The 17,795-nt window shown below is 67.8% G+C and carries 15 protein-coding genes; 1 reads left to right on the top strand and 14 read right to left on the bottom strand.

Annotation, left to right across the window (positions count from 1 at the left end; translation table 11 throughout):
- Positions 1-29: 29 nt before the first annotated feature.
- The 13 genes from tolB to LQ771_RS02070 all read right to left on the bottom strand — a co-directional run bounded on the left by tolB (position 30) and on the right by LQ771_RS02070 (position 12,292).
- Entirely contained in the window at positions 30-1,346 is a 1,317-nt protein-coding gene (gene tolB / locus LQ771_RS02130) for a Tol-Pal system beta propeller repeat protein TolB (RefSeq protein WP_231350764.1), read from the bottom strand.
- A 7-nt stretch (positions 1,347-1,353) separates the two neighbouring features.
- Positions 1,354-2,295 carry a cell envelope integrity protein TolA gene (tolA, locus tag LQ771_RS02125; protein WP_231350763.1) on the bottom strand — a complete coding sequence of 314 codons (942 nt, stop codon included), beginning with the start codon at positions 2,293-2,295 and terminating at the stop codon, positions 1,354-1,356.
- Positions 2,282-2,731, bottom strand: coding sequence for a protein TolR (tolR, locus tag LQ771_RS02120; protein ID WP_231351831.1), 450 nt, complete (start codon positions 2,729-2,731; stop codon positions 2,282-2,284). Before tolR ends, tolA begins: the two co-directional genes overlap by 14 nt.
- A gap of 18 nt (positions 2,732-2,749) precedes the next feature.
- Positions 2,750-3,436, bottom strand: coding sequence for a protein TolQ (gene tolQ, locus LQ771_RS02115; RefSeq protein WP_231350762.1), 687 nt, complete (start codon positions 3,434-3,436; stop codon positions 2,750-2,752).
- A 48-nt stretch (positions 3,437-3,484) separates the two neighbouring features.
- Positions 3,485-3,895: a tol-pal system-associated acyl-CoA thioesterase gene (gene ybgC, locus LQ771_RS02110; RefSeq protein ID WP_231350761.1), complete on the bottom strand. Its 411-nt coding sequence runs from the start codon at positions 3,893-3,895 to the stop codon at positions 3,485-3,487.
- A 167-nt stretch (positions 3,896-4,062) separates the two neighbouring features.
- Positions 4,063-5,106, bottom strand: a complete 1,044-nt coding sequence (ruvB, locus tag LQ771_RS02105) for a Holliday junction branch migration DNA helicase RuvB (RefSeq protein WP_231350760.1) — start codon at positions 5,104-5,106, stop codon at positions 4,063-4,065.
- 217 nt (positions 5,107-5,323) lie between these two features.
- Positions 5,324-7,246, bottom strand: coding sequence for a potassium transporter Kup (locus tag LQ771_RS02100; RefSeq protein WP_231350759.1), 1,923 nt, complete (start codon positions 7,244-7,246; stop codon positions 5,324-5,326).
- 23 nt (positions 7,247-7,269) lie between these two features.
- Entirely contained in the window at positions 7,270-7,869 is a 600-nt protein-coding gene (ruvA, locus tag LQ771_RS02095) for a Holliday junction branch migration protein RuvA (RefSeq protein ID WP_231350758.1), read from the bottom strand.
- On the bottom strand, positions 7,866-8,417 hold the full coding sequence (gene ruvC / locus LQ771_RS02090) for a crossover junction endodeoxyribonuclease RuvC (RefSeq protein ID WP_231350757.1): 552 nt from the start codon (positions 8,415-8,417) through the stop codon (positions 7,866-7,868). The genes ruvA and ruvC overlap by 4 nt, the downstream gene beginning before the upstream one ends.
- Positions 8,418-8,499: 82 nt before the next feature.
- Positions 8,500-9,213: a YebC/PmpR family DNA-binding transcriptional regulator gene (locus LQ771_RS02085; protein ID WP_231350756.1), complete on the bottom strand. Its 714-nt coding sequence runs from the start codon at positions 9,211-9,213 to the stop codon at positions 8,500-8,502.
- Positions 9,214-9,320: 107 nt separating this feature from the next.
- Complete coding sequence (locus tag LQ771_RS02080) at positions 9,321-9,947, bottom strand: alpha/beta fold hydrolase (RefSeq protein WP_231350755.1); 627 nt, start codon at positions 9,945-9,947, stop codon at positions 9,321-9,323.
- Between the two features lie 95 nt (positions 9,948-10,042).
- Positions 10,043-11,797: an aspartate--tRNA ligase gene (gene aspS, locus LQ771_RS02075; RefSeq protein WP_231350754.1), complete on the bottom strand. Its 1,755-nt coding sequence runs from the start codon at positions 11,795-11,797 to the stop codon at positions 10,043-10,045.
- A 201-nt stretch (positions 11,798-11,998) separates the two neighbouring features.
- The gene (locus LQ771_RS02070) at positions 11,999-12,292 is read right to left on the bottom strand and encodes an FmdB family zinc ribbon protein (RefSeq protein ID WP_231350753.1); all 294 of its coding nucleotides are present in this window, start codon (positions 12,290-12,292) and stop codon (positions 11,999-12,001) included.
- A 297-nt stretch (positions 12,293-12,589) separates the two neighbouring features.
- Here LQ771_RS02070 and LQ771_RS02065 point away from each other — a divergent pair, with 297 nt between their 5' ends.
- Positions 12,590-14,965: a TonB-dependent receptor plug domain-containing protein gene (locus tag LQ771_RS02065; protein WP_231351830.1), complete on the top strand. Its 2,376-nt coding sequence runs from the start codon at positions 12,590-12,592 to the stop codon at positions 14,963-14,965.
- 201 nt (positions 14,966-15,166) lie between these two features.
- On the opposite strand, the gene clpB is transcribed toward LQ771_RS02065, so the two are convergent.
- A complete protein-coding gene (clpB, locus tag LQ771_RS02060; RefSeq protein WP_231350752.1) occupies positions 15,167-17,758 on the bottom strand; it encodes an ATP-dependent chaperone ClpB in 2,592 nt (863 codons plus the stop codon).
- Between the last annotated feature and the right edge of the window lie 37 nt (positions 17,759-17,795).

Here is a 17,795-nt window from a genome sequence, read left to right as displayed (position 1 = left end):
CGCTCGCGCGCCCCAACGGACAAAAAAACTCAACGCTTCCGGTACGGCCCCCAGGCCGGTTCGCGAACATCCCCATCGGACAGCACGAGGCGCTGGCGGACCTGGCCATCGGCCGACACGGCATACAGCACGCCACGGCGCCCTTCCGTAGCGGCGTACAACAGCATGCTGGCGTTCGGTGCGAAGCTCGGGGAGTCGTCAATCGGGCCGGGCGAGATGAAGCGCACCTGCCCACCCAGACTGCGATCCATGATGGCAATACGATACACGTTCCCATTGCCCTGCACCATGGCGATGAGCTTGCCGTCGTAGCTGACGTCGGCGTTGGCGTTGTTCTGCCCCTCGAAGCTGATGCGGGTGGGCGAGCCGCCGCTGGCCGGCATCTGGTAGATCTGCGGCCGACCGGAGCGGTCGGAGGTGAAATAGAGGCTCTGCCCGTCGGCCGACCAGGTCGGCTCGGTGTCGATCGACAGGCTGTTGGTCAGACGCGTCTCATGGCGCGAAGCCATGTCGATCACGAAGAGCTCGGGGTTGCCCACGTAGGACAGCGACACGGCCAGCTTGCTGCCGTCCGGCGACCAGGCAGGAGCGCCGTTGATGCCCTTCTTGTGCGCGGCGACCAGCTGGCGCGAGCCGGTGGTGATGTCCTGCACGTAGACCTGCGAGTTGCCGCTCTCGAAGGAAACGTAGGCGATCTTGGTGCCGTCCGGCGACCACGAGGGGGACAGCAGCGATTCGCGCGAACGGGCCACCACCTGCGGGTTGTAGCCGTCCGAGTCGGCCACGATCAGCGAATAGGTGGTGTTGTTGCCCAGGCCCACGGCGGTGATGTAGGCGATGCGCGTCCAGAAGGCGCCACGCACGCCGGTGATCTTCTCGTAGATCTGGTCGGCGATCTGGTGGGCGACGCCGCGCAGGTCGCCCGCCGGGGCGGTGAACGCCTGGGCCAGCAGGCTCTGCTGCTTGTTGACGTCCCACAGCTCGTACTCGACCCGCAGCAGGCCACCGCCGGCGTCGCTGATGCGGCCGACGGTGATGTAGTCCTGCTTGAGCAGCCGCCAGGTCGCGAACTTGATGTCCGCGCCGCGCGAGGGCGACTCGACGATCTCGCTCCTGGCCAGCGCGCGGAACTTGCCCGAGCGGTTGAAATCGTTGCGGATGACGTCCGCCACGTCGGTCGGCAGCGGCGCACCGCCGTTCTGCGCGAAGGGCACCACCACGATCGGCGTGGCCGTCTTGACGCCGCCGACAATGTCCACGTTGAGCGCCTGCGCACCCGCGGGTCCGGCGACGAGGGCGGCCAGACAAAGCACGGCAAGGGCGAAGAGCGATTTCAAATTGGACATGAACGTCTCACTGCGGCCTGAAGGTAAGGGTCAGTTCGCGGCTGAAGACGCTCTCGAACCCCTGGTACGGCAAGGTTTTGGTCCTGAGCACGGCGTTCTCGATCGAGCGTTTGCCTGCATCGTCGTACGGGCAGCTCGGATCGACCTTCGCACTCATCACGTCGCCCCCTACCAGCTGGACGATATGCACCTTGCACGGAACATCCGGCATGTTATCCGGACGTAACCAGTTGGGCGTGACCGCATTCTGAATGGCCGCTGCATACTGGTCGGCCAGAGAGCTGTTCTGGGCGTTGTTGCCGGTCTGGCGCTGCGCGGCGTGCGGCACGTCGGAAAGACCCTCCTCCTTCGCGTCCCTGAGGTCTTCCAGTTGCTGCTTGGCCTGTTTGGCGCGGTTTTCCGCTTTCTGGCGCGCCGCGGCGGCCGCGTCCATCTTGGCGAACAGCTCGTCCAGCTGCTTCTTCTGCTGTTCTTTCTTCTTCGCCGCCTGGGCGTCCAGTTCGGCCTGGCGCTGACGCTGCTTCTCTTCCTGCTCCTTCCTGGCCTCCTCGGCCTTTTCCAGCGCGTCGGCCACGATCTTTTCCTGATCGACCGTGTCCGGATGCTCCGGCGGCGGCGGCAGGGTCTTGATCTCCGGCGGCGGCGTTTTCACGTCCGGCGGCGTCACCGTCGGCGGCGGCGGGATGGTCGGCACGGGCTTGGCCTTCTTCTCGGCCTTCGGCGGCGGCGCGCCGGTCGGGCCGATCAACGTGGCCTCGATCACCGGGCCTTGCAGCTCCAGCGGCTTGGAACAGGTGATCGGATTCCAGCTCGCCGGCAGGTGCAGGGTGCTGAACAGGCTTTCGTAGAACGAGCACGGCACGATCGCCAGCGCGAGGAAGCCGACGATGCCAAGGTGCAGGACGGCGGAAAGCAGGACCGCCGTGGAGGTGCCCTTATTTTCGCGCATTGCCCGCGTCCGACCCCTGCGGCTGGCTCATCAGGCCGACCTTGCTGACGCCGGCCTGCTGCAGGTCGGCCAGTACCTGGTAGACGCCCTCGTACTTGCCTTCGCGGTCACCGGCCACCAGCACGCTGATGTCGGGGTTGGCCTTGACGAAGGCGCCGACCTTGGCCTGCATGGTGGCGACGTCGACCGGCTCCTTCTTGGCGCCCTCCAGGGTCAGGTACAGGCTGCCGTTGGCATCGACCGAGACGATCACCGGGTTCTTCTTGTCGGCCAGCGACTTGGCGTTGGCCTGTGGCAGGTTGACGTCCACGTTCGCGTTCAACATCGGCGCAGTGACCATGAAGATGATCAGCAGCACCAGCATGACGTCGATGTAGGGAACGACGTTGATCTCGGACTTGAGTTTCATGCGCTTGTGGCGCGCGGCGTTTCGCATGGCCATGGCTTGCCCTCGTCAGGCCGCTTCGTCGGTCTGGATCTGCCGCTGCAGCACCGAGGAGAACTCCTCCTGGAACACCTCGTAGCGCGAGGCCACGCGCTCGACCTTGTTGGCGTAGCGGTTGTACGCCCACACCGCGGGAATCGCGGCGAACAGGCCCATGGCAGTGGCAATCAGCGCCTCGGAGATGTGCGGCGCGACCACCGCGATGGTGACGTCCTTGACCTCGCCCAGCCCCTGGAACGCGCCCATGATGCCCCACACGGTGCCGAACAGGCCCACGTACGGACTGATCGAGCCGACGTTGGCGAGGAACTCCAGGTTGCGTTCCAGCAGACCGATTTCGCGGGTACCGGCCACGCGCATGGCGCGTTCGGTGCCCTCCATCACGATGCGCACGTCGTAGGTCTTGCGCTGGCGCTGGCGGGCGAATTCGCGAAAGCCCGACTCGAAGATGGTCTCCATGCCGCCGTTGTCGGCATTGCGACCGCTCACCTCGCGGAACAGGCCCGCCAGGTCGCCGCCGGACCAGAAGCGTTCCTCGAACGCCTCGGCGTTCTCCATCGCCGCCTTCATCTGCGAGTACTTGCGAAGGATGATCACCCAGGACAGGAACGAGAACACCAGCAGCAGCAGCATGACCAGCTGCACGGGCAGGCTGGCCTCGGCGACCAGCTTGAAAATGTTCAATCCACCATTCATGGCTTGGGGGTTCTCCGGGGCGTGCTGCTTGGAAAGCGGGATGATTCGTCAGGGGGCGAGGCCGGGAATGAGATCGGCCGGAATCGGCGCCGGGCGCATGCGGCGGATGTCCACGCAGGCGATCCGCACCTGGGCGCGGACCAGTTCCGTGTCGTCCGCCCGGCGGATCGCTTGGCTGAACAGGATACTGGCTGCGCGTGATTCTTTGACGGTGACCGTCACCGACAATTCATCATCCAGCAGGGCCGGCCGCAGAAAATCCAGGTGCATCTCGCGAACCAGGAACGCCAGCCCGGTGGCTTCCTTGAAGGCGCGCTGGTCCACGCCCTGCGCGCGCAGCCACTCGCTGCGGGCGCGCTCCAGGAAGCGCAGGTAGCTGGCGTGGTAGACCACGCCGCCGGCATCGGTGTCTTCCCAGTAGACGCGGACGGGCCACGTGAAAGGAGCGGTCGGGGACATGCGGGGAGCTCTTGGGTTAGCCAGCGCAAGAGCATGCGTGCTGGCGGCGCCAGGATCAAACTCGCTTCCGGGTCTACCACCCTTGCAGGAGCCCGCTTGCGGGCGATGCTCTTCGCTTGGTCGACCTTGAGTATCGCCCGCAAGCGGGCTCCTGCAAGGGATGGGGGTCAGCTATCCGTACCCTCGAACATGTCGCCCATCATCGCCTGCCGCGGAGGTGGATTGCGCCCCAGGTGGCGCCAGGCCTTGGCCGAGGCCATGCGGCCGCGTGCCGTGCGGATCAGGAAGCCCTGCTGGATCAGGTAGGGCTCGACCACGTCCTCCAGCGTGCCTCGGTCTTCGGACAGCGCGGCGGCCAGGGATTCGACGCCGACCGGGCCGCCGTCGAAGCTCTCGATGATCGTGGCGAGCATGCGCCGATCGAGGTCGTCGAAGCCCTCGGCGTCGACCTTCAGCATGGCCATCGCCGCCTGCGCCGCCGCCAGCGTGATGTTGCCGCCCGCGCGCACCTCCGCGTAGTCGCGGACCCGGCGCAGCAACCGGTTGGCGATGCGCGGCGTGCCGCGCGCGCGGCGGGCGATCTCCGCGGCGCCCTCGAATTCGCACTCGATCCCGAGAATGCGCGCCGAGCGCCGCACGATCGCAGCCAGCTCCTCGGGCGAATAGAACTCCAGCCGCTGCACGATGCCGAAGCGGTCGCGCAGGGGAGCCGTGAGCAGGCCGGCACGCGTGGTCGCGCCGATCAGCGTGAACGGCGGCAGGTCGAGCTTGATCGAGCGCGCAGCCGGGCCCTCGCCGATCATGATGTCGATCTGGAAATCCTCCATCGCCGGATAGAGCACCTCCTCGACCACCGGCGAGAGCCGATGGATCTCGTCGACGAACAGCACGTCGTTCTTCTCGAGATTGGTCAGCAGCGCCGCGAGGTCGCCGGCACGCTCCAGCACCGGGCCGGAAGTCGAACGCACATTGACGCCCAGCTCGTTGGCGATCACGTGCGACAGCGTGGTCTTGCCCAGCCCCGGCGGCCCGAAGATCAACACGTGGTCAAGCGCCCCGCCGCGCCTCCTGGCCGCCTCGATGTAGATCGCCAGCTGCTCGCGCACCGCCTGCTGGCCCAGGTATTCGTCCAGGCGCTTGGGGCGGATCGAGGCCTCCAGCGCCTCGTCGTCGAGCTGGGCGGCGGAGGTGATGATGCGCGCTTCGGTCATGCGGCCATTATGGCACCGCTTTGCTCCCTCTCCCCCGGCACAGCCGGGGGAGAGGGGCGGGGAGAGGGGGGCTTTTCGCTGGCCTGGCGAAAGGCGGTTCCTGCGGACGTTGTTACTCCGTGGTTGCGCCGTGGGACGCAAACGACTGCGGGCAAAGAGCAAAGGCCTCCCCCTCTCCCCAACCCTCTCCCCCGGCTGCGCCAGGGGAGAGGGAGCTTCAGATCTCCACCTGCGCGCCCAGCTCGATCAGCCGGTTGCCCGGAATCTGGAAGAACGCCGTCGCCGGCAACGCGTTGCGCGCGAGGAAGGCGAACAGCTTGTCGCGCCACAGCGCCATGCCCGGACGGCGCGCGTCGGCGACGATGGTCTCGCGCGAGAGGAAGAAGGTGGTGTCCATCAGGTCGAAGGTCAGCCCCTCGCGCCCGCACAACGACAGCGCGTGCGGGATGTTCGGGTCCTCCGCGAAGCCGAAGCGCAACTCCAGCCCGAAGAAGCCGCCATCCATCGGCGTGATCTCGATGCGCTCGTCGGCCTCGGCCACCGGCGTTTCGAGGATCTGCACGGTGAGCATCACGTTGCGCTCGTGCAGCACCTTGTTGTGCTTGAGGTTGTGCAGCAGCGCGTGCGGTACCGCGTGCTGGTTGGCGGTGAGGAACACCGCCGTGCCCGGCACCCGCAGCGGCGGGTGCTCGGCCAGGTTCTCGATGAACGGTGCCAGCGCCAGCCCGCCCTGCTTGATCTCGCGCACCACCAGTTCGCGTCCGCGGCGCCAGGTGGTCATCACGGCGAACAGGAACAGCCCCAGTACCAGCGGGAACCAGCCGCCGTCGGGGATCTTCAGCGTGTTGGCGCCAAAGAACGACAGGTCCACGCACAGCAGGCCGATGGTCAACGGGATCACCGCGGCCAGGCTCCAGTTCCAGCGGCGCCAGGCCACCAGCATCACCAGCAGCGTGTCGATCGCCATGGTGCCGGTCACCGCGATGCCGTAGGCGCCGCCCAGCGCCTTGGACGAGCCGAAGCCGACCACGGTCAGGATCACCATCACCATCAGCGCGCGGTTCACCCAGGGCAGGAAGATGTGGCCGATCGCCTCGCGCGAGGTGTGCACCACCTGCATGCGCGGCACGAAGCCGAGCTGGATCGCCTGGCGGGTCACCGAGAAGGCGCCGGAAATCACCGCCTGCGAGGCGATCACCGCCGCCGCCGTGGCCAGCACGATCATCGGATAGCCGGCCCAGTCCGGCACCGCGTGGAAGAAGGGATTGACCGCCGCCTCCGGCTCGTGCAACAGCAGCGCGCCCTGGCCGTAGTAGTTGAGCAACAGCGAAGGCAACACGAAGAAGAACCAGGCCGCGCGGATCGGGAACCGGCCGAAGTGGCCCATGTCGGTGTACAGCGCCTCGGCGCCGGTCACGCACAGCACCACGGCGCCGAGCGCCACGAAGGAAATCGTGCCGTGGGATGCAAAGAAGCGCACTGCGTACCAGGGCGAGAGTGCCTTGAGTACCTCCGGCGCCTGGATGATGTTCCACACGCCGATTACCGCCAGGGCGAGGAACCATACGCCCATCACCGGCCCGAACAACGCACCTACCTTTGCCGTGCCGTGCTTCTGCAGCCAGAACAGGAACAACAGCACCAGCACCGCCAGCGGCACGACCCAATGCTCCAGCGACGGGGCCATCACCTCGAGGCCTTCCACCGCCGAAAGCACTGAAATCGACGGCGTGATCACGCCGTCGCCAAAGAACAGCGCCGCGCCAAGCAGCGCCATCAGCATCACCACCCGCCGCGCCATCGGCGAGCCGCCGACTGCGCGCTGCGCAAGCGTCATCAGCGCCATGATGCCGCCCTCGCCGCGGTTGTCCGCGCGCATCACCAAGGTGACGTACTTGATCGCCACCACGATGATCAACGCCCAGGTGACCAGCGAAAGCACACCCAGCACGGTGCTCTCGGACGGATGCAGTCCGTATTCGGGGCGGAACACCTCGGCGAGCGTGTACAGCGGGCTGGTGCCGATGTCGCCGAACACCACGCCGATGGCACCGAGGATCAGCGCGGCCTTGGTGCCATGCAGTTGCTCGTCGGCCTCGGGTCCGGCCGGCGTTGGCGCGTTGTGGGATACGTCGTTCATGTCTCTTGCTCGTGCACCGGGCCTCAGTGGCCCAGTGCGGCGCGCAGCGCCTTGCGGATGATTGCCTCGGCATCGTCGCCCTCGGCGGCGACTTTCTGCACGAGACGGGTGACTTCGGCAGGTTTGTAGCCCAGTTGCTGCAGCGCCACGGCAGCCTCGCCGGCCGGATCCATCGGTGCGCCGGCGCCCTTGCCGGCAAGGCCGGGCAGCGCCGCGCCCAGGCCTTCGACCCGGTCGCGCAACTCGACCACGATGCGCTCGGCGGTCTTCTTGCCGATACCGGGGATCTTGGTCAGCGCGACCACGTCGCCGGCCTGCACCAGTCGCGCGAAATCCGCGGTGGAAACACCCGAGAGCACCGCCAGCGCGATCTTCGCGCCGATGCCGGACACCTTCTGCAGGTTGCGGAACAACGCGCGCTCGTCCTCGCGCAGGAAGCCGTACAGCGCGACGCTGTCCTCCTTCACCGCGTAGTGGGTGAGCAGGGTCACTTCCTTGCCGGTCTGCGGCAGGTCGTAGATGGTCGACATCGGCGCTTCGAGCTCGTAGCCGACGCCGCCGACCTCCACCAGCAGCCACGGCGGCTGCTTGGAAACCAGGGTGCCGCGTAGTCGTCCGATCATCGCCGCCTCCAGGCCGTACGGGGAATGCCCACGCGCGCGAGGCTCGCGCGCGTGTGCGCATGGGTGACCGCGATGGCCAGCGCGTCCGCCGCGTCCGGCTGCAACGGGCCCTTCAGGCCGAGCAGGATGCCAACCATGTGCTGTACCTGCGTCTTGTCGCCGCGGCCGCTGCCGACCACGGCCTGCTTGATTTCGGTGGGCGCGTATTCGTGCACCGCCAGGCCGCGGGCCGCCACCGCGCAGATCGCCGCGCCGCGCGCCTGGCCGAGCTTCAGCGCCGAGTCCGGATTGCGCGCCATGAACACCCGCTCGATGCCGCACTCGTTCGGCTGGTGGTCCCCGATGATGGCGGTGAGCTCGTCAAAGATGCGTTTCAGGCGCAGCGGGAAGGTCTCCTCGCCCGCCACCACCAGCGCGCCATGGTGCACGTGCGTGAGCTTGCCCGCCGCATCCACGTCGATGATCCCGAAGCCGGTGCGCTGGCTGCCGGGGTCGATGCCGATGATCCGGCATCCGGGATTCGGGATTCGGGATTCGGTGAAGGCCACAGCGGCATCCGGCCCGGTTACATGCCGTGCGCGCAACCGCGCGCACCGGCAAATCCCGAATCCCGAATCGCGAATCCCGGCCTCATGGCAGCTGCGCGTTGTGATAGACCTCGCTCACGTCGTCCAGCGCATCGAGGCGCTCGAGCAGGTCGGTCAGCGGTTCGAGCACGTCCTCGGGCACGGCCACGCGGTTGTTGGGGCGCATGCCCACGCCCGCGTGCAGCGACTCCAGGCCGGCATCGGCCAGCGCCTGCTGCACCGCTTCGAAGTTCTCGGGCGCGCAGATCACCGTGCTTTCGCCGTTCTCGTTCACCACATCGTCGGCGCCAGCCTCAAGCGCCGCCTCCAGCACCTTCTCCTCGATCGCCTCGTCGCCACCGGTGGCGAAGGTGAGTTCGCCGCAGCGGGTGAACTGGAACGCCACCGAACCGGAGGTGCCCAGGTTGCCGCCGTGCCTGGTCAACGCGTGGCGCACGTCGGCGACGGTGCGGGTGGGGTTGTCGGTGAAGCACTCGATGATCATCGCCACGCCGCCCGGGCCGTAGCCCTCGTAGCGCAGCTCCTCGCCGCCGCCCTCGGCGCCCGAGCCGCGCTTGATCGCACGCTCGATGGTGTCCTTGGTCATGTTGGCCGACAGCGCCTTGTCCACCGCCGCGCGCAGGCGCGGATTGGCGGCAGGGTCGGCAACGCCGGCGCGGGTGGCGACGGTGATTTCGCGGATCAGCTTGGTGAACACCTTGGCGCGCTTGGCGTCCTCGGCGTTCTTGCGGCCTTCGATGGACGGGCCTCTACCCATGGCGGGAAAACCTGAACAATGGACAAGCGGACGATTTTACTCCAACCGGCGGCGGCGCCGGCAAACCGCTGCGGGAGCACCCCTGGCGCGACCGGCGGGGCCCGCCGCTACCGGGAGGCGAAACGGCCGTTCCGCAGGAAATGCGCCACCTGCTGGGCGGCGTCGGCCGAGAGCAGCAGTCCGGTGTGGCTGGTTTCGACCACGCAGTGATCGGTGAGGCCCGGCAGGCGCGTCTCGGCGACGGCGACCGTGCCATCGTGTTCACCCTCCATGTGCGCCAGCATCGCGCCCAGGCCGATCGGCACGCGGCCGGCGATCACGCCCACCTCGCGCTCGCCGTCCCAGCGCTCCATGCCGTGTTCCAGCAGGTCGCGATTGTGGCCCAGCAACGCTTCGCCGCCCTGGCCAAACCCGGCGAAACCCCGCGCCGCGGCGCTGCCCTGCAGCGGAGAGCCGAGGCAGACGATCCGGCCCGGCGGCAGGTCGGCCGACTCGCGGCAGGCCGTAAGCGCCAGCAGCCCGCCCAGGCTGTGGCCGACCAGGTGCACCGGCCCGGGCGCGAACCGCCGCATGAGCAGGTGCAGGCGCTCGACGATGCGCTCCTGCGGCGAGACCACGCTCATGTAGTCGAAGCGGTCGACCGCGAAGCCCGCTTCGGCCATCCGCTTGTGCAGCAGGCCCAGCGCGAAGCCGCGCATCCACAGGCCGTGCAGCAGGATGATCTGGTCGGGCATGGGGATCCGGCAGCCTTCGTAGGATGGGCCTCAGCCCACCATGGGGGTTTGCGGCGAGGCGGCAAGGTGGGCGAAGCCCACCCTGAGGGTTCCGGTCAGCCGGCCACCTTGACGTGCAGTTCCTTCAGTTGCGCCTCGGCCACCGGCGAGGGCGCGTCGGTCATCAGGTCCTGTGCGCTGGTGGTCTTGGGGAAGGCGATCACGTCGCGGATCGACTCGGTTCCGGCCATCAGCGCGGCGATGCGGTCGATGCCGAAGGCCAGGCCGCCGTGCGGCGGTGCGCCGAACTTGAGCGCCTTGAGCAGGAAGCCGAACTTGGCCTCGGCCTCATCCGCGCCGATGCCGAGCAGCTCGAATACCGCGCTCTGCATGTCCGGGCGATGGATACGGATCGAACCGCCGCCGATCTCGTTGCCGTTGAGCACCATGTCGTAGCCGCGGCTGACCGCGATCGCCGCGTTGGCCTTGAGGTCGGCGATGTCGTCGACCTTGGGCGCGGTGAACGGGTGGTGCAGGGCGACGTAACGCTGTTCCTCCTCGTCGTACTCGAACATCGGGAAGTCGGTGACCCACAGCGGCTTCCAGGCGTTCTCGACCAGGCCCCGGTCCCTGCCGACCTTCAGGCGCAGCGCGCCCATGAAATCGGACACGGTCTTCCACTTGCCGGCGCCGACGAAGACGATGTCGCCGGTCTGCGCGCCGGTGGCCGACAGCACCGCCTCCAGCGCCGCATCGTCGAGGAACTTGGCGACCGGCGAGCTGATGCCCTCGCGGCCCTTGGCGCGGTCCTCGACCTTGATCCAGGCCAGTCCCTTGGCGCCGTACCTGGCGACGTGCTCGGTCAGGCCATCGATGTCCTTGCGCGAAAGCGTGGCGCCACCCGGCACGCGCAGCGCGGCCACCCGGCCGGCCGGGTCATTGGCCGGTTCGGCGAACACCTTGAACTCGACGCCCTTGAGCGCGTCGGCGACGTCGACCAGCTCCAGCGCAATGCGCAGGTCCGGCTTGTCCGAACCGTAGCGGCGCATGGCCTCGGCATAGGTCATGCGCGGGAAGGTCGCATCCAGCTCGACGTCCACCACTTCCTTGAAGACGTGGCGGATCAGGCCCTCGACGAAGTCCTGCACGTCCCGCTCCTCGACGAAGGCGAACTCGAGGTCGAGCTGGGTGAACTCCGGCTGGCGGTCGGCGCGCAGGTCCTCGTCGCGGAAGCAGCGGGCGATCTGGTAGTAGCGGTCGAAGCCGGCCATCATCAGGATCTGCTTGAACAGCTGCGGCGACTGCGGCAGCGCGTAGAACTGGCCCGGATGCACGCGGCTGGGCACCAGGTAGTCGCGCGCGCCTTCGGGCGTGGCCTTGGTCAGGATCGGCGTCTCGATGTCCTGGAAGCCGCGCGCGTCGAGGTAGCGGCGCAACGCCTGCACCAGAGCGATGCGCCGGCGCATCATCGCCTGCATCTCCGGCCGGCGCAGGTCGAGGTAGCGGTAGGTCATCCGCAGGTCTTCGTTGGGGTTCTCGTGCAGCGCGAAGGGAAGGTCCTTCGCCGCGTTGAGCACCTCGACCGTGTCGGCCAGCACCTCCACCGTGCCGGTCTTGAGCTTGTCGTTGACCGACAAACGCTTGCGGATCGTGCCGGTGACCTTCAGGCAGTACTCGTTGCCGACCTCGCCCGCCACCGCGAAGGCGCCTGCGTTCTCGCGCTCGATGACCACCTGGGCCAGCCCCTCGTGGTCGCGCAGGTCGATGAAGGCGACGTGGCTCTGCAGGCGGATCGTGTTGACCCAGCCACACAGGGTGACGGTCTGGCCGACCAGCGACTCGTCGATGAGGCCGCAGTAGTGCGTGCGCATAGGAACTGGAACTCCGGGGATGGTGCCGATTGAGGCGTGCGAACGGACGATTTTAGCATCGGCCGCATCCACGGATGTCCTGCACCGTCCGGTAACCGGCCGGATCCCTCGACTCCGGCCTGCGGCCTACGCTCAGGAACAACGCTCCAGGGAGGAGCGTTCACGCCGGGCGCCAGCAGGCGGTGTCGAAGTCGCGTGCGCTCAGTCCCCCCCAGCCGCCGCCGGTTTGCTCTCCGCAGCCGGAGCAGGCGCGGGCGCCGGCGCGGCCGCCTTGGTCTCGCTGTCGCCGGCCAGGTTGCGCTTCTTGTCGCCATCCTTCTTGAAGTCGGTCTCGTACCAGCCGCTCCCGGCCAGGCGGAACGAAGGCGCGCTCACCTTGCGCTGCACCCGCGGCGCCTCGCAGGACGGGCACGCGGACGGGTCAGGGTCGGACAGCTTCTGCAGGCGATCGAAACGATGCCCGCACTGGACACACTCGAATTCGTAGATGGGCATGGATGAACTCCGGGCAGGCAGCCCCTATGAGACGCTGGTGCGCATTATCGAGTCGCCGGTCGCGATTTCAATGGCGCACGCGCCTTGGCGCGACCTGCCGCCGGGAGTAGCCTGCCCCGGGGGCGCGCATCGAGCTCACGCGACACCTGCGCCTGCGCGCGTTCCTTGACGTCGACACGTCCCGATAAGTCCGTCGATCCCGATGCCGGCATCGACCGTGCATCGCCCGCACCCTTACAGGAGTTCCCCGTGAAGCATCCCCACCGTCTTCCCCGCCTGGCGCTGCTCCCTGCGGCGATGCTGCTTGCCTGCTCCGCTGCCCACGCGCAGGACACCTCCCTGGGCACCAGGAGCGCGAAGAACCTCGGCACCGTGATCGTCACAGGCACGCGCGCCGACAACCGCACCGAAAGCAGCTCGCTCACCCCGGTCGACGTGGTCTCGGCCCAACTGCTCAAGCAGACCGGCACCACAGAGCTGTCCACCGCGCTCGCGCGGGTGATCCCGTCGCTCACCTTCCCCCGCCCCTCCGCCGCCGATACCGCCGACTCGCAGCGGCCCGCGCAGCTGCGCGGCCTCTCGCCCGACCAGGTGCTGGTGCTGGTCGACGGCAAGCGCTGGCACCCGGGCGCGATCATCCTTACCAACGGCGTGCTCGGTCGCGGCTCGCAGGCGGTGGACCTCAACACCATCCCGATCGACGCCATCGACCACATCGAAGTGCTGCGCGACGGCGCGTCGGCACAGTACGGTTCCGACGCCATTGCCGGGGTGATCAACATCGTGCTCAAGAAGGGCGCCGGGGGCGGCGACGTAACGCTCTCGGGCGGCCAGTATTCGGCCGGCGACGGGCGCAAGTGGCAGGGCTCGGCCAACGCGGGCATCCCGCTCTCCGATGCCGGCTGGATCCGCTTCACCGCGCAGGCGGGTCACCAGGACTACACCAACCGCGCCGGCCCCAACCGCACGCGGCCGCAGGAAGGCGTCACCCAGCGCTACGGCGACCCGGAAGTCACCGATCGCAACCTGATGCTCAACGGGCAGTACGACTTCGGCGGCGCGCAGCTCTACGCGTTCGGCCATTACGGCAAGCGCGACTCGGTATCGCCGGCGTTCTTCCGCAACCTGGACAACGCCAACGCGGTACCGTCGCTCTACCCCGGCGGCTACCTGCCGCTGGAGAACGCCAACGCGACCGACCGCTCGCTGGTCGTAGGCATCCGCGGCAAGACCGAGGGTGGCTGGCGCTGGGATGTTTCCGGCAACTACGGCGGCAATCGCGTCTCCTACGCCACCTTCAACACGCTCAACCGCGCCTATCTCAACGACTTCGGCAGCACGCCGACGCGCTTCCACGACGGCATCCTGGATGCCGCCCAGCAGTCGTTCGACGTCGACGTGGCCAAGGACCTCTCGGTCGGCTGGCTGCCTAACGACGTGACGTTCGCCTTCGGTGCGGAATACCTGCGCCAGAGCTACCAGATCCGCGCCGGCGACCTGCCCTCCTACTACACCGGCACCTCCGGCTTTTCCGGCGGGGCGCAGGGCTTCGGTGGCTACCAGCCGGCCAACGCCGGCTCGCACAGCCGGCACGACGTGGCCGAGTACGTAAGCGTGGAGACCAACCTGACCGACCGCCTGGGCACCTCGCTGGCGGTACGCCACGAGGACTACTCCGACTTCGGCACCACCACCTCCGGCGCGCTGGCCGCCCGCTTCGACTTCACCGACCGCTTCGCCCTGCGTGGCAGCGCCTCGACCGGCTTCCGCGCACCCTCGCTGGCGCAGCAGTACTACTCGTACACCTCGTCGCTGTACTTCGGCGAGGGCAACTCGCTGGGCCTGCCCGCCGGCATCTACAACACGGGCCTGGTGTCCTCCACCAGCGCCATCGCCACGCTGCTGGGCGGCGAGGCGCTGAAGCCGGAGAAATCGCGCAACCTTACCTTCGGCGCCGTGTGGAGCCCGGTCGATGGGCTGGACCTCAGCGCGGACCTTTACCAGATCAGGATCCGCGACCGCATCACCCTGTCCAGCACGATCTCGACCACCTCGCCCGCGGTGCGCGACTACCTGGTTGCCAACGGCATCGGCAACACCAACTTCAGCGGCATCTCCTACTTCACCAACGCGGTGGACACGCGCACGCGCGGCATCGACCTGGTCGCCAGCTACCTGTTCGACGTGGGCGACGGCGCCTCGCTGCATACCACCGTCAGCTTCAACTACAACAAGAACGAAGTGACCGACGTGCGGCCCAACCCGGCGGTGCTCGACGCCCTGGGCGTGAGCTTCAGGCGCATCGACCGGCGCGACCAGTACGGGTTGCTGGCCGACACCACGCCCCGCAGCAAGCTGATCTTCAACTGGCTCTACACCAATGGACGCTGGAGCCTGGACAGCACGCTCACGCGCTATGGCAGCTTCACCTCGTACAACTCGACCAATCCGGCGCTGGACCAGACCTTCGACTCGAAGTGGTTGTTCGACCTGGCGCTCAATTACTCGATGGACCGGTGGATGTTCTCGGTGGGCGCGGACAACGTGTTCGACACCTATCCGGACCGGGTGATCCCGGCGAGCGACAACAACGGCGCGATGCCGTACAGCGTGTTCTCGCCGTTCGGGTTCAACGGGGCGTACGTGTACGGAAAGGTACGGTACAGCTGGTAGGCACCCGGAACTGACTCCCTCTCCCCCTCGGGGAGAGGGTTGGGGTGAGGGGCCGGGGCTCGCCACAGAGACCGGACAGGCGAAAAACAAAAGCCATTCCTGCTTCCGCGGGAATGGCTCCACAGCAGCAACAGAACATCCCCCGAGCCCCGCCCCTCACCCCAGCCCTCTCCCTCGGAGGGGAGAGGGAGCCAAGCGGCGTCAGGCGGCCCTGAAGCTCAGGTGCCCGCCCTCGGCATCCACGTGGATGGTGGTGCCCGGCGTGAAGCGACCTTCCAGGATCTCCCTCGCCAGCGGATTTTCCAGCTGCTGCTGGATCGCCCGCTTGAGCGGACGGGCACCATAGACCGGGTCGAAGCCGACGTTGCCCAGCAGCGCCAGCGCGTTGTCGCCGATCTCCAGCTTGAGGTCGCGCTCGGCCAGCCGCTTCTCCAGGTACGCGAGCTGGATCCTCGCGATCGCCCGGATCTGGTCCTTCTCCAGCGGCCGGAACACCACCAGTTCGTCCAGGCGGTTGATGAACTCGGGGCGGAAGTGCGCCTGCACCACGCCCATCACCGCCGCCTTCATCTTGGTGTATTGCTCCTCCGGGTCACCGCCCGATTCGGCCGCGTCCTGGATCATCTGCGAGCCGAGGTTGGAGGTCATCACGATGACCGTGTTGCGGAAGTCCACCGTGCGGCCCTGGCCGTCGGTGAGGCGGCCGTCGTCGAGCACCTGCAGCAGGATGTTGAACACGTCCGGATGTGCCTTCTCGACCTCGTCGAGCAGGATCACCGCGTACGGCCGGCGACGCACGGCCTCGGTGAGATAGCCGCCCTCCTCGTAGCCGACGTAGCCGGGGGGCGCGCCGATCAGGCGGGCGACGGAGTGCTTCTCCATGAACTCGCTCATGTCGATGCGCACCATCGCTTCCTGGGTGTCGAACAGGAACTCGGCCAGCGCCTTGCACAACTCGGTCTTGCCCACGCCGGTGGGGCCCAGGAACAGGAACGAGCCGTACGGGCGGTTGGGATCGGACAGGCCCGCGCGGGCGCGGCGGATCGCGTCGGAAACGGCGCGCACCGCCTCGTCCTGGCCGACCACGCGCTTGTGCAGCGCGCTTTCCATCTGCAGCAGCTTCTCGCGCTCGCCCTCGAGCATCTTGGATACGGGAATGCCGGTCCAGCGCGAGACCACTTCCGCGATCTCCTCGTCGGTGACGCGGTCCTGCACCAGCTTGAATTCCTGCTGCTCGGCGGCCTGCGCGGCGGCGAGCTGCTTCTCCAGTTCCGGCAGACGGCCGTACTGGATCTCGCTCATCTTCGCGTAGTCCTGCCGGCGCTGGGCCGCTTCGAGCTCCAGCCGCGCCGCCTCGATCTGCTCCTTGATCTTGGTCGCGCCCTGCAGCGCGGCCTTCTCCGACTTCCAGACCTCGTTCAAGTCGGAGAACTCGCGCTCGAGCTTCTCGATGTCGCTCTCCAGGTCGGCCAGGCGCTTCCTGGAGGCCTCGTCGGTCTCCTTCTTGAGCATCTCGCGCTGGATCTTCAGCTGCGTGAGGCGGCGCTCCAGCCGGTCGAGTTCCTCCGGCTTGGAATCGATCTCCATGCGGATGCGGGACGCCGCCTCGTCCATCAGGTCGATCGCCTTGTCGGGGAGCTGGCGGTCGGTGATGTAGCGGTTGGACAGCGTGGCCGCGGCGACGATCGCCGGGTCGGTGATCTCCACGCCGTGGTGCACGGCGTAGCGCTCCTTCAGGCCGCGCAGGATCGCGATGGTGTCCTCCACGCTCGGCTCGCCCACGAACACCTTCTGGAAGCGGCGCTCCAGCGCGGCGTCCTTCTCGATGTACTTGCGGTACTCGTCCAGCGTGGTCGCGCCGATGCAGTGCAGCTCGCCGCGCGCCAGCGCCGGCTTGAGCATGTTGCCGGCGTCCATCGCGCCTTCGGCCTTGCCGGCGCCGACCATGGTGTGCAGTTCGTCGATGAACAGGATCACCCGGCCTTCCTGCTTGGCCAGGTCGTTGAGCACGGCCTTCAGGCGCTCCTCGAACTCGCCGCGGAACTTGGCGCCGGCGATCAGCGCGCCCATGTCCAGCGCCAGCACGCGGCGGTCGCGCAGGCCCTCGGGCACTTCGCCGTTGATGATGCGCTGGGCCAGGCCCTCGACGATGGCGGTCTTGCCCACGCCCGGCTCGCCGATCAGCACCGGATTGTTCTTGGTGCGCCGCTGCAGCACCTGGATGGTGCGGCGGATTTCCTCGTCGCGGCCGATCACCGGGTCGAGCTTGCCGCTTTCGGCGCGTGAGGTCAGGTCGACGCAGTACTTCTCCAGCGCCTGGCGCTGGTCCTCGGCGTTCTCGCTCTGCACTTTCTCGCCGCCGCGGACCTTCTCGATCGCCGCCTCCAGGTTGGCCTTGGTGGCGCCGGCGGCCTTGAGCGCCGCGCCGACCTCGCCCTTGTCCTCAAGCGCCGCCAGCACGAACAGCTCGCTGGCGATGAACTGGTCCCCACGCTGCTGGGCGAGCTTGTCGGTGAGGTTGAGCAGGCGGGTCAGGTCGTTGCCGACGCTGATGTTGCCTTCCTGACCGCTGACCTGCGGCAGGCGGCCCAGGATCTCGCCGACCCGCTCCCGCAGCGCCGGCACGTTGACGTGCGCCTGGGTCAGCAGCGGCGCGGTCGAGCCGCCCTGCTGGTCGAGCAGCGCGGCCATCACGTGCGCCGGCTCCAGGATGTTGTTGTCGCGGCCCACGGCCAGCGACTGCGCGTCGGCCAGCGCCTGCTGGAAACGCGAGGTGAGTTTGTCCATCCGCATGTTTGTGGATCCTTCGGAAATGACCGGCGGCCCGCCG

Origin of the sequence: Frateuria soli (assembly GCF_021117385.1) — a bacterium.
GTDB lineage: Bacteria > Pseudomonadota > Gammaproteobacteria > Xanthomonadales > Rhodanobacteraceae > Frateuria_A > Frateuria_A soli.
This window is presented reverse-complemented; position numbering and strand designations above follow the sequence as displayed.

Coding starts and splice junctions, on each gene's coding strand:
- tolB (WP_231350764.1), bottom strand. CDS start 1,346: ATGTCCAATTTGAAATCGCTCTTCGCCCTTGCCGTGCTTTGTCTGGCC.
- tolA (WP_231350763.1), bottom strand. CDS start 2,295: ATGCGCGAAAATAAGGGCACCTCCACGGCGGTCCTGCTTTCCGCCGTC.
- tolR (WP_231351831.1), bottom strand. CDS start 2,731: ATGCGAAACGCCGCGCGCCACAAGCGCATGAAACTCAAGTCCGAGATC.
- tolQ (WP_231350762.1), bottom strand. CDS start 3,436: ATGAATGGTGGATTGAACATTTTCAAGCTGGTCGCCGAGGCCAGCCTG.
- ybgC (WP_231350761.1), bottom strand. CDS start 3,895: ATGTCCCCGACCGCTCCTTTCACGTGGCCCGTCCGCGTCTACTGGGAA.
- ruvB (WP_231350760.1), bottom strand. CDS start 5,106: ATGACCGAAGCGCGCATCATCACCTCCGCCGCCCAGCTCGACGACGAG.
- LQ771_RS02100 (WP_231350759.1), bottom strand. CDS start 7,246: ATGAACGACGTATCCCACAACGCGCCAACGCCGGCCGGACCCGAGGCC.
- ruvA (WP_231350758.1), bottom strand. CDS start 7,869: ATGATCGGACGACTACGCGGCACCCTGGTTTCCAAGCAGCCGCCGTGG.
- LQ771_RS02085 (WP_231350756.1), bottom strand. CDS start 9,213: ATGGGTAGAGGCCCGTCCATCGAAGGCCGCAAGAACGCCGAGGACGCC.
- LQ771_RS02080 (WP_231350755.1), bottom strand. CDS start 9,947: ATGCCCGACCAGATCATCCTGCTGCACGGCCTGTGGATGCGCGGCTTC.
- aspS (WP_231350754.1), bottom strand. CDS start 11,797: ATGCGCACGCACTACTGCGGCCTCATCGACGAGTCGCTGGTCGGCCAG.
- LQ771_RS02070 (WP_231350753.1), bottom strand. CDS start 12,292: ATGCCCATCTACGAATTCGAGTGTGTCCAGTGCGGGCATCGTTTCGAT.
- LQ771_RS02065 (WP_231351830.1), top strand. CDS start 12,590: ATGCTGCTTGCCTGCTCCGCTGCCCACGCGCAGGACACCTCCCTGGGC.
- clpB (WP_231350752.1), bottom strand. CDS start 17,758: ATGCGGATGGACAAACTCACCTCGCGTTTCCAGCAGGCGCTGGCCGAC.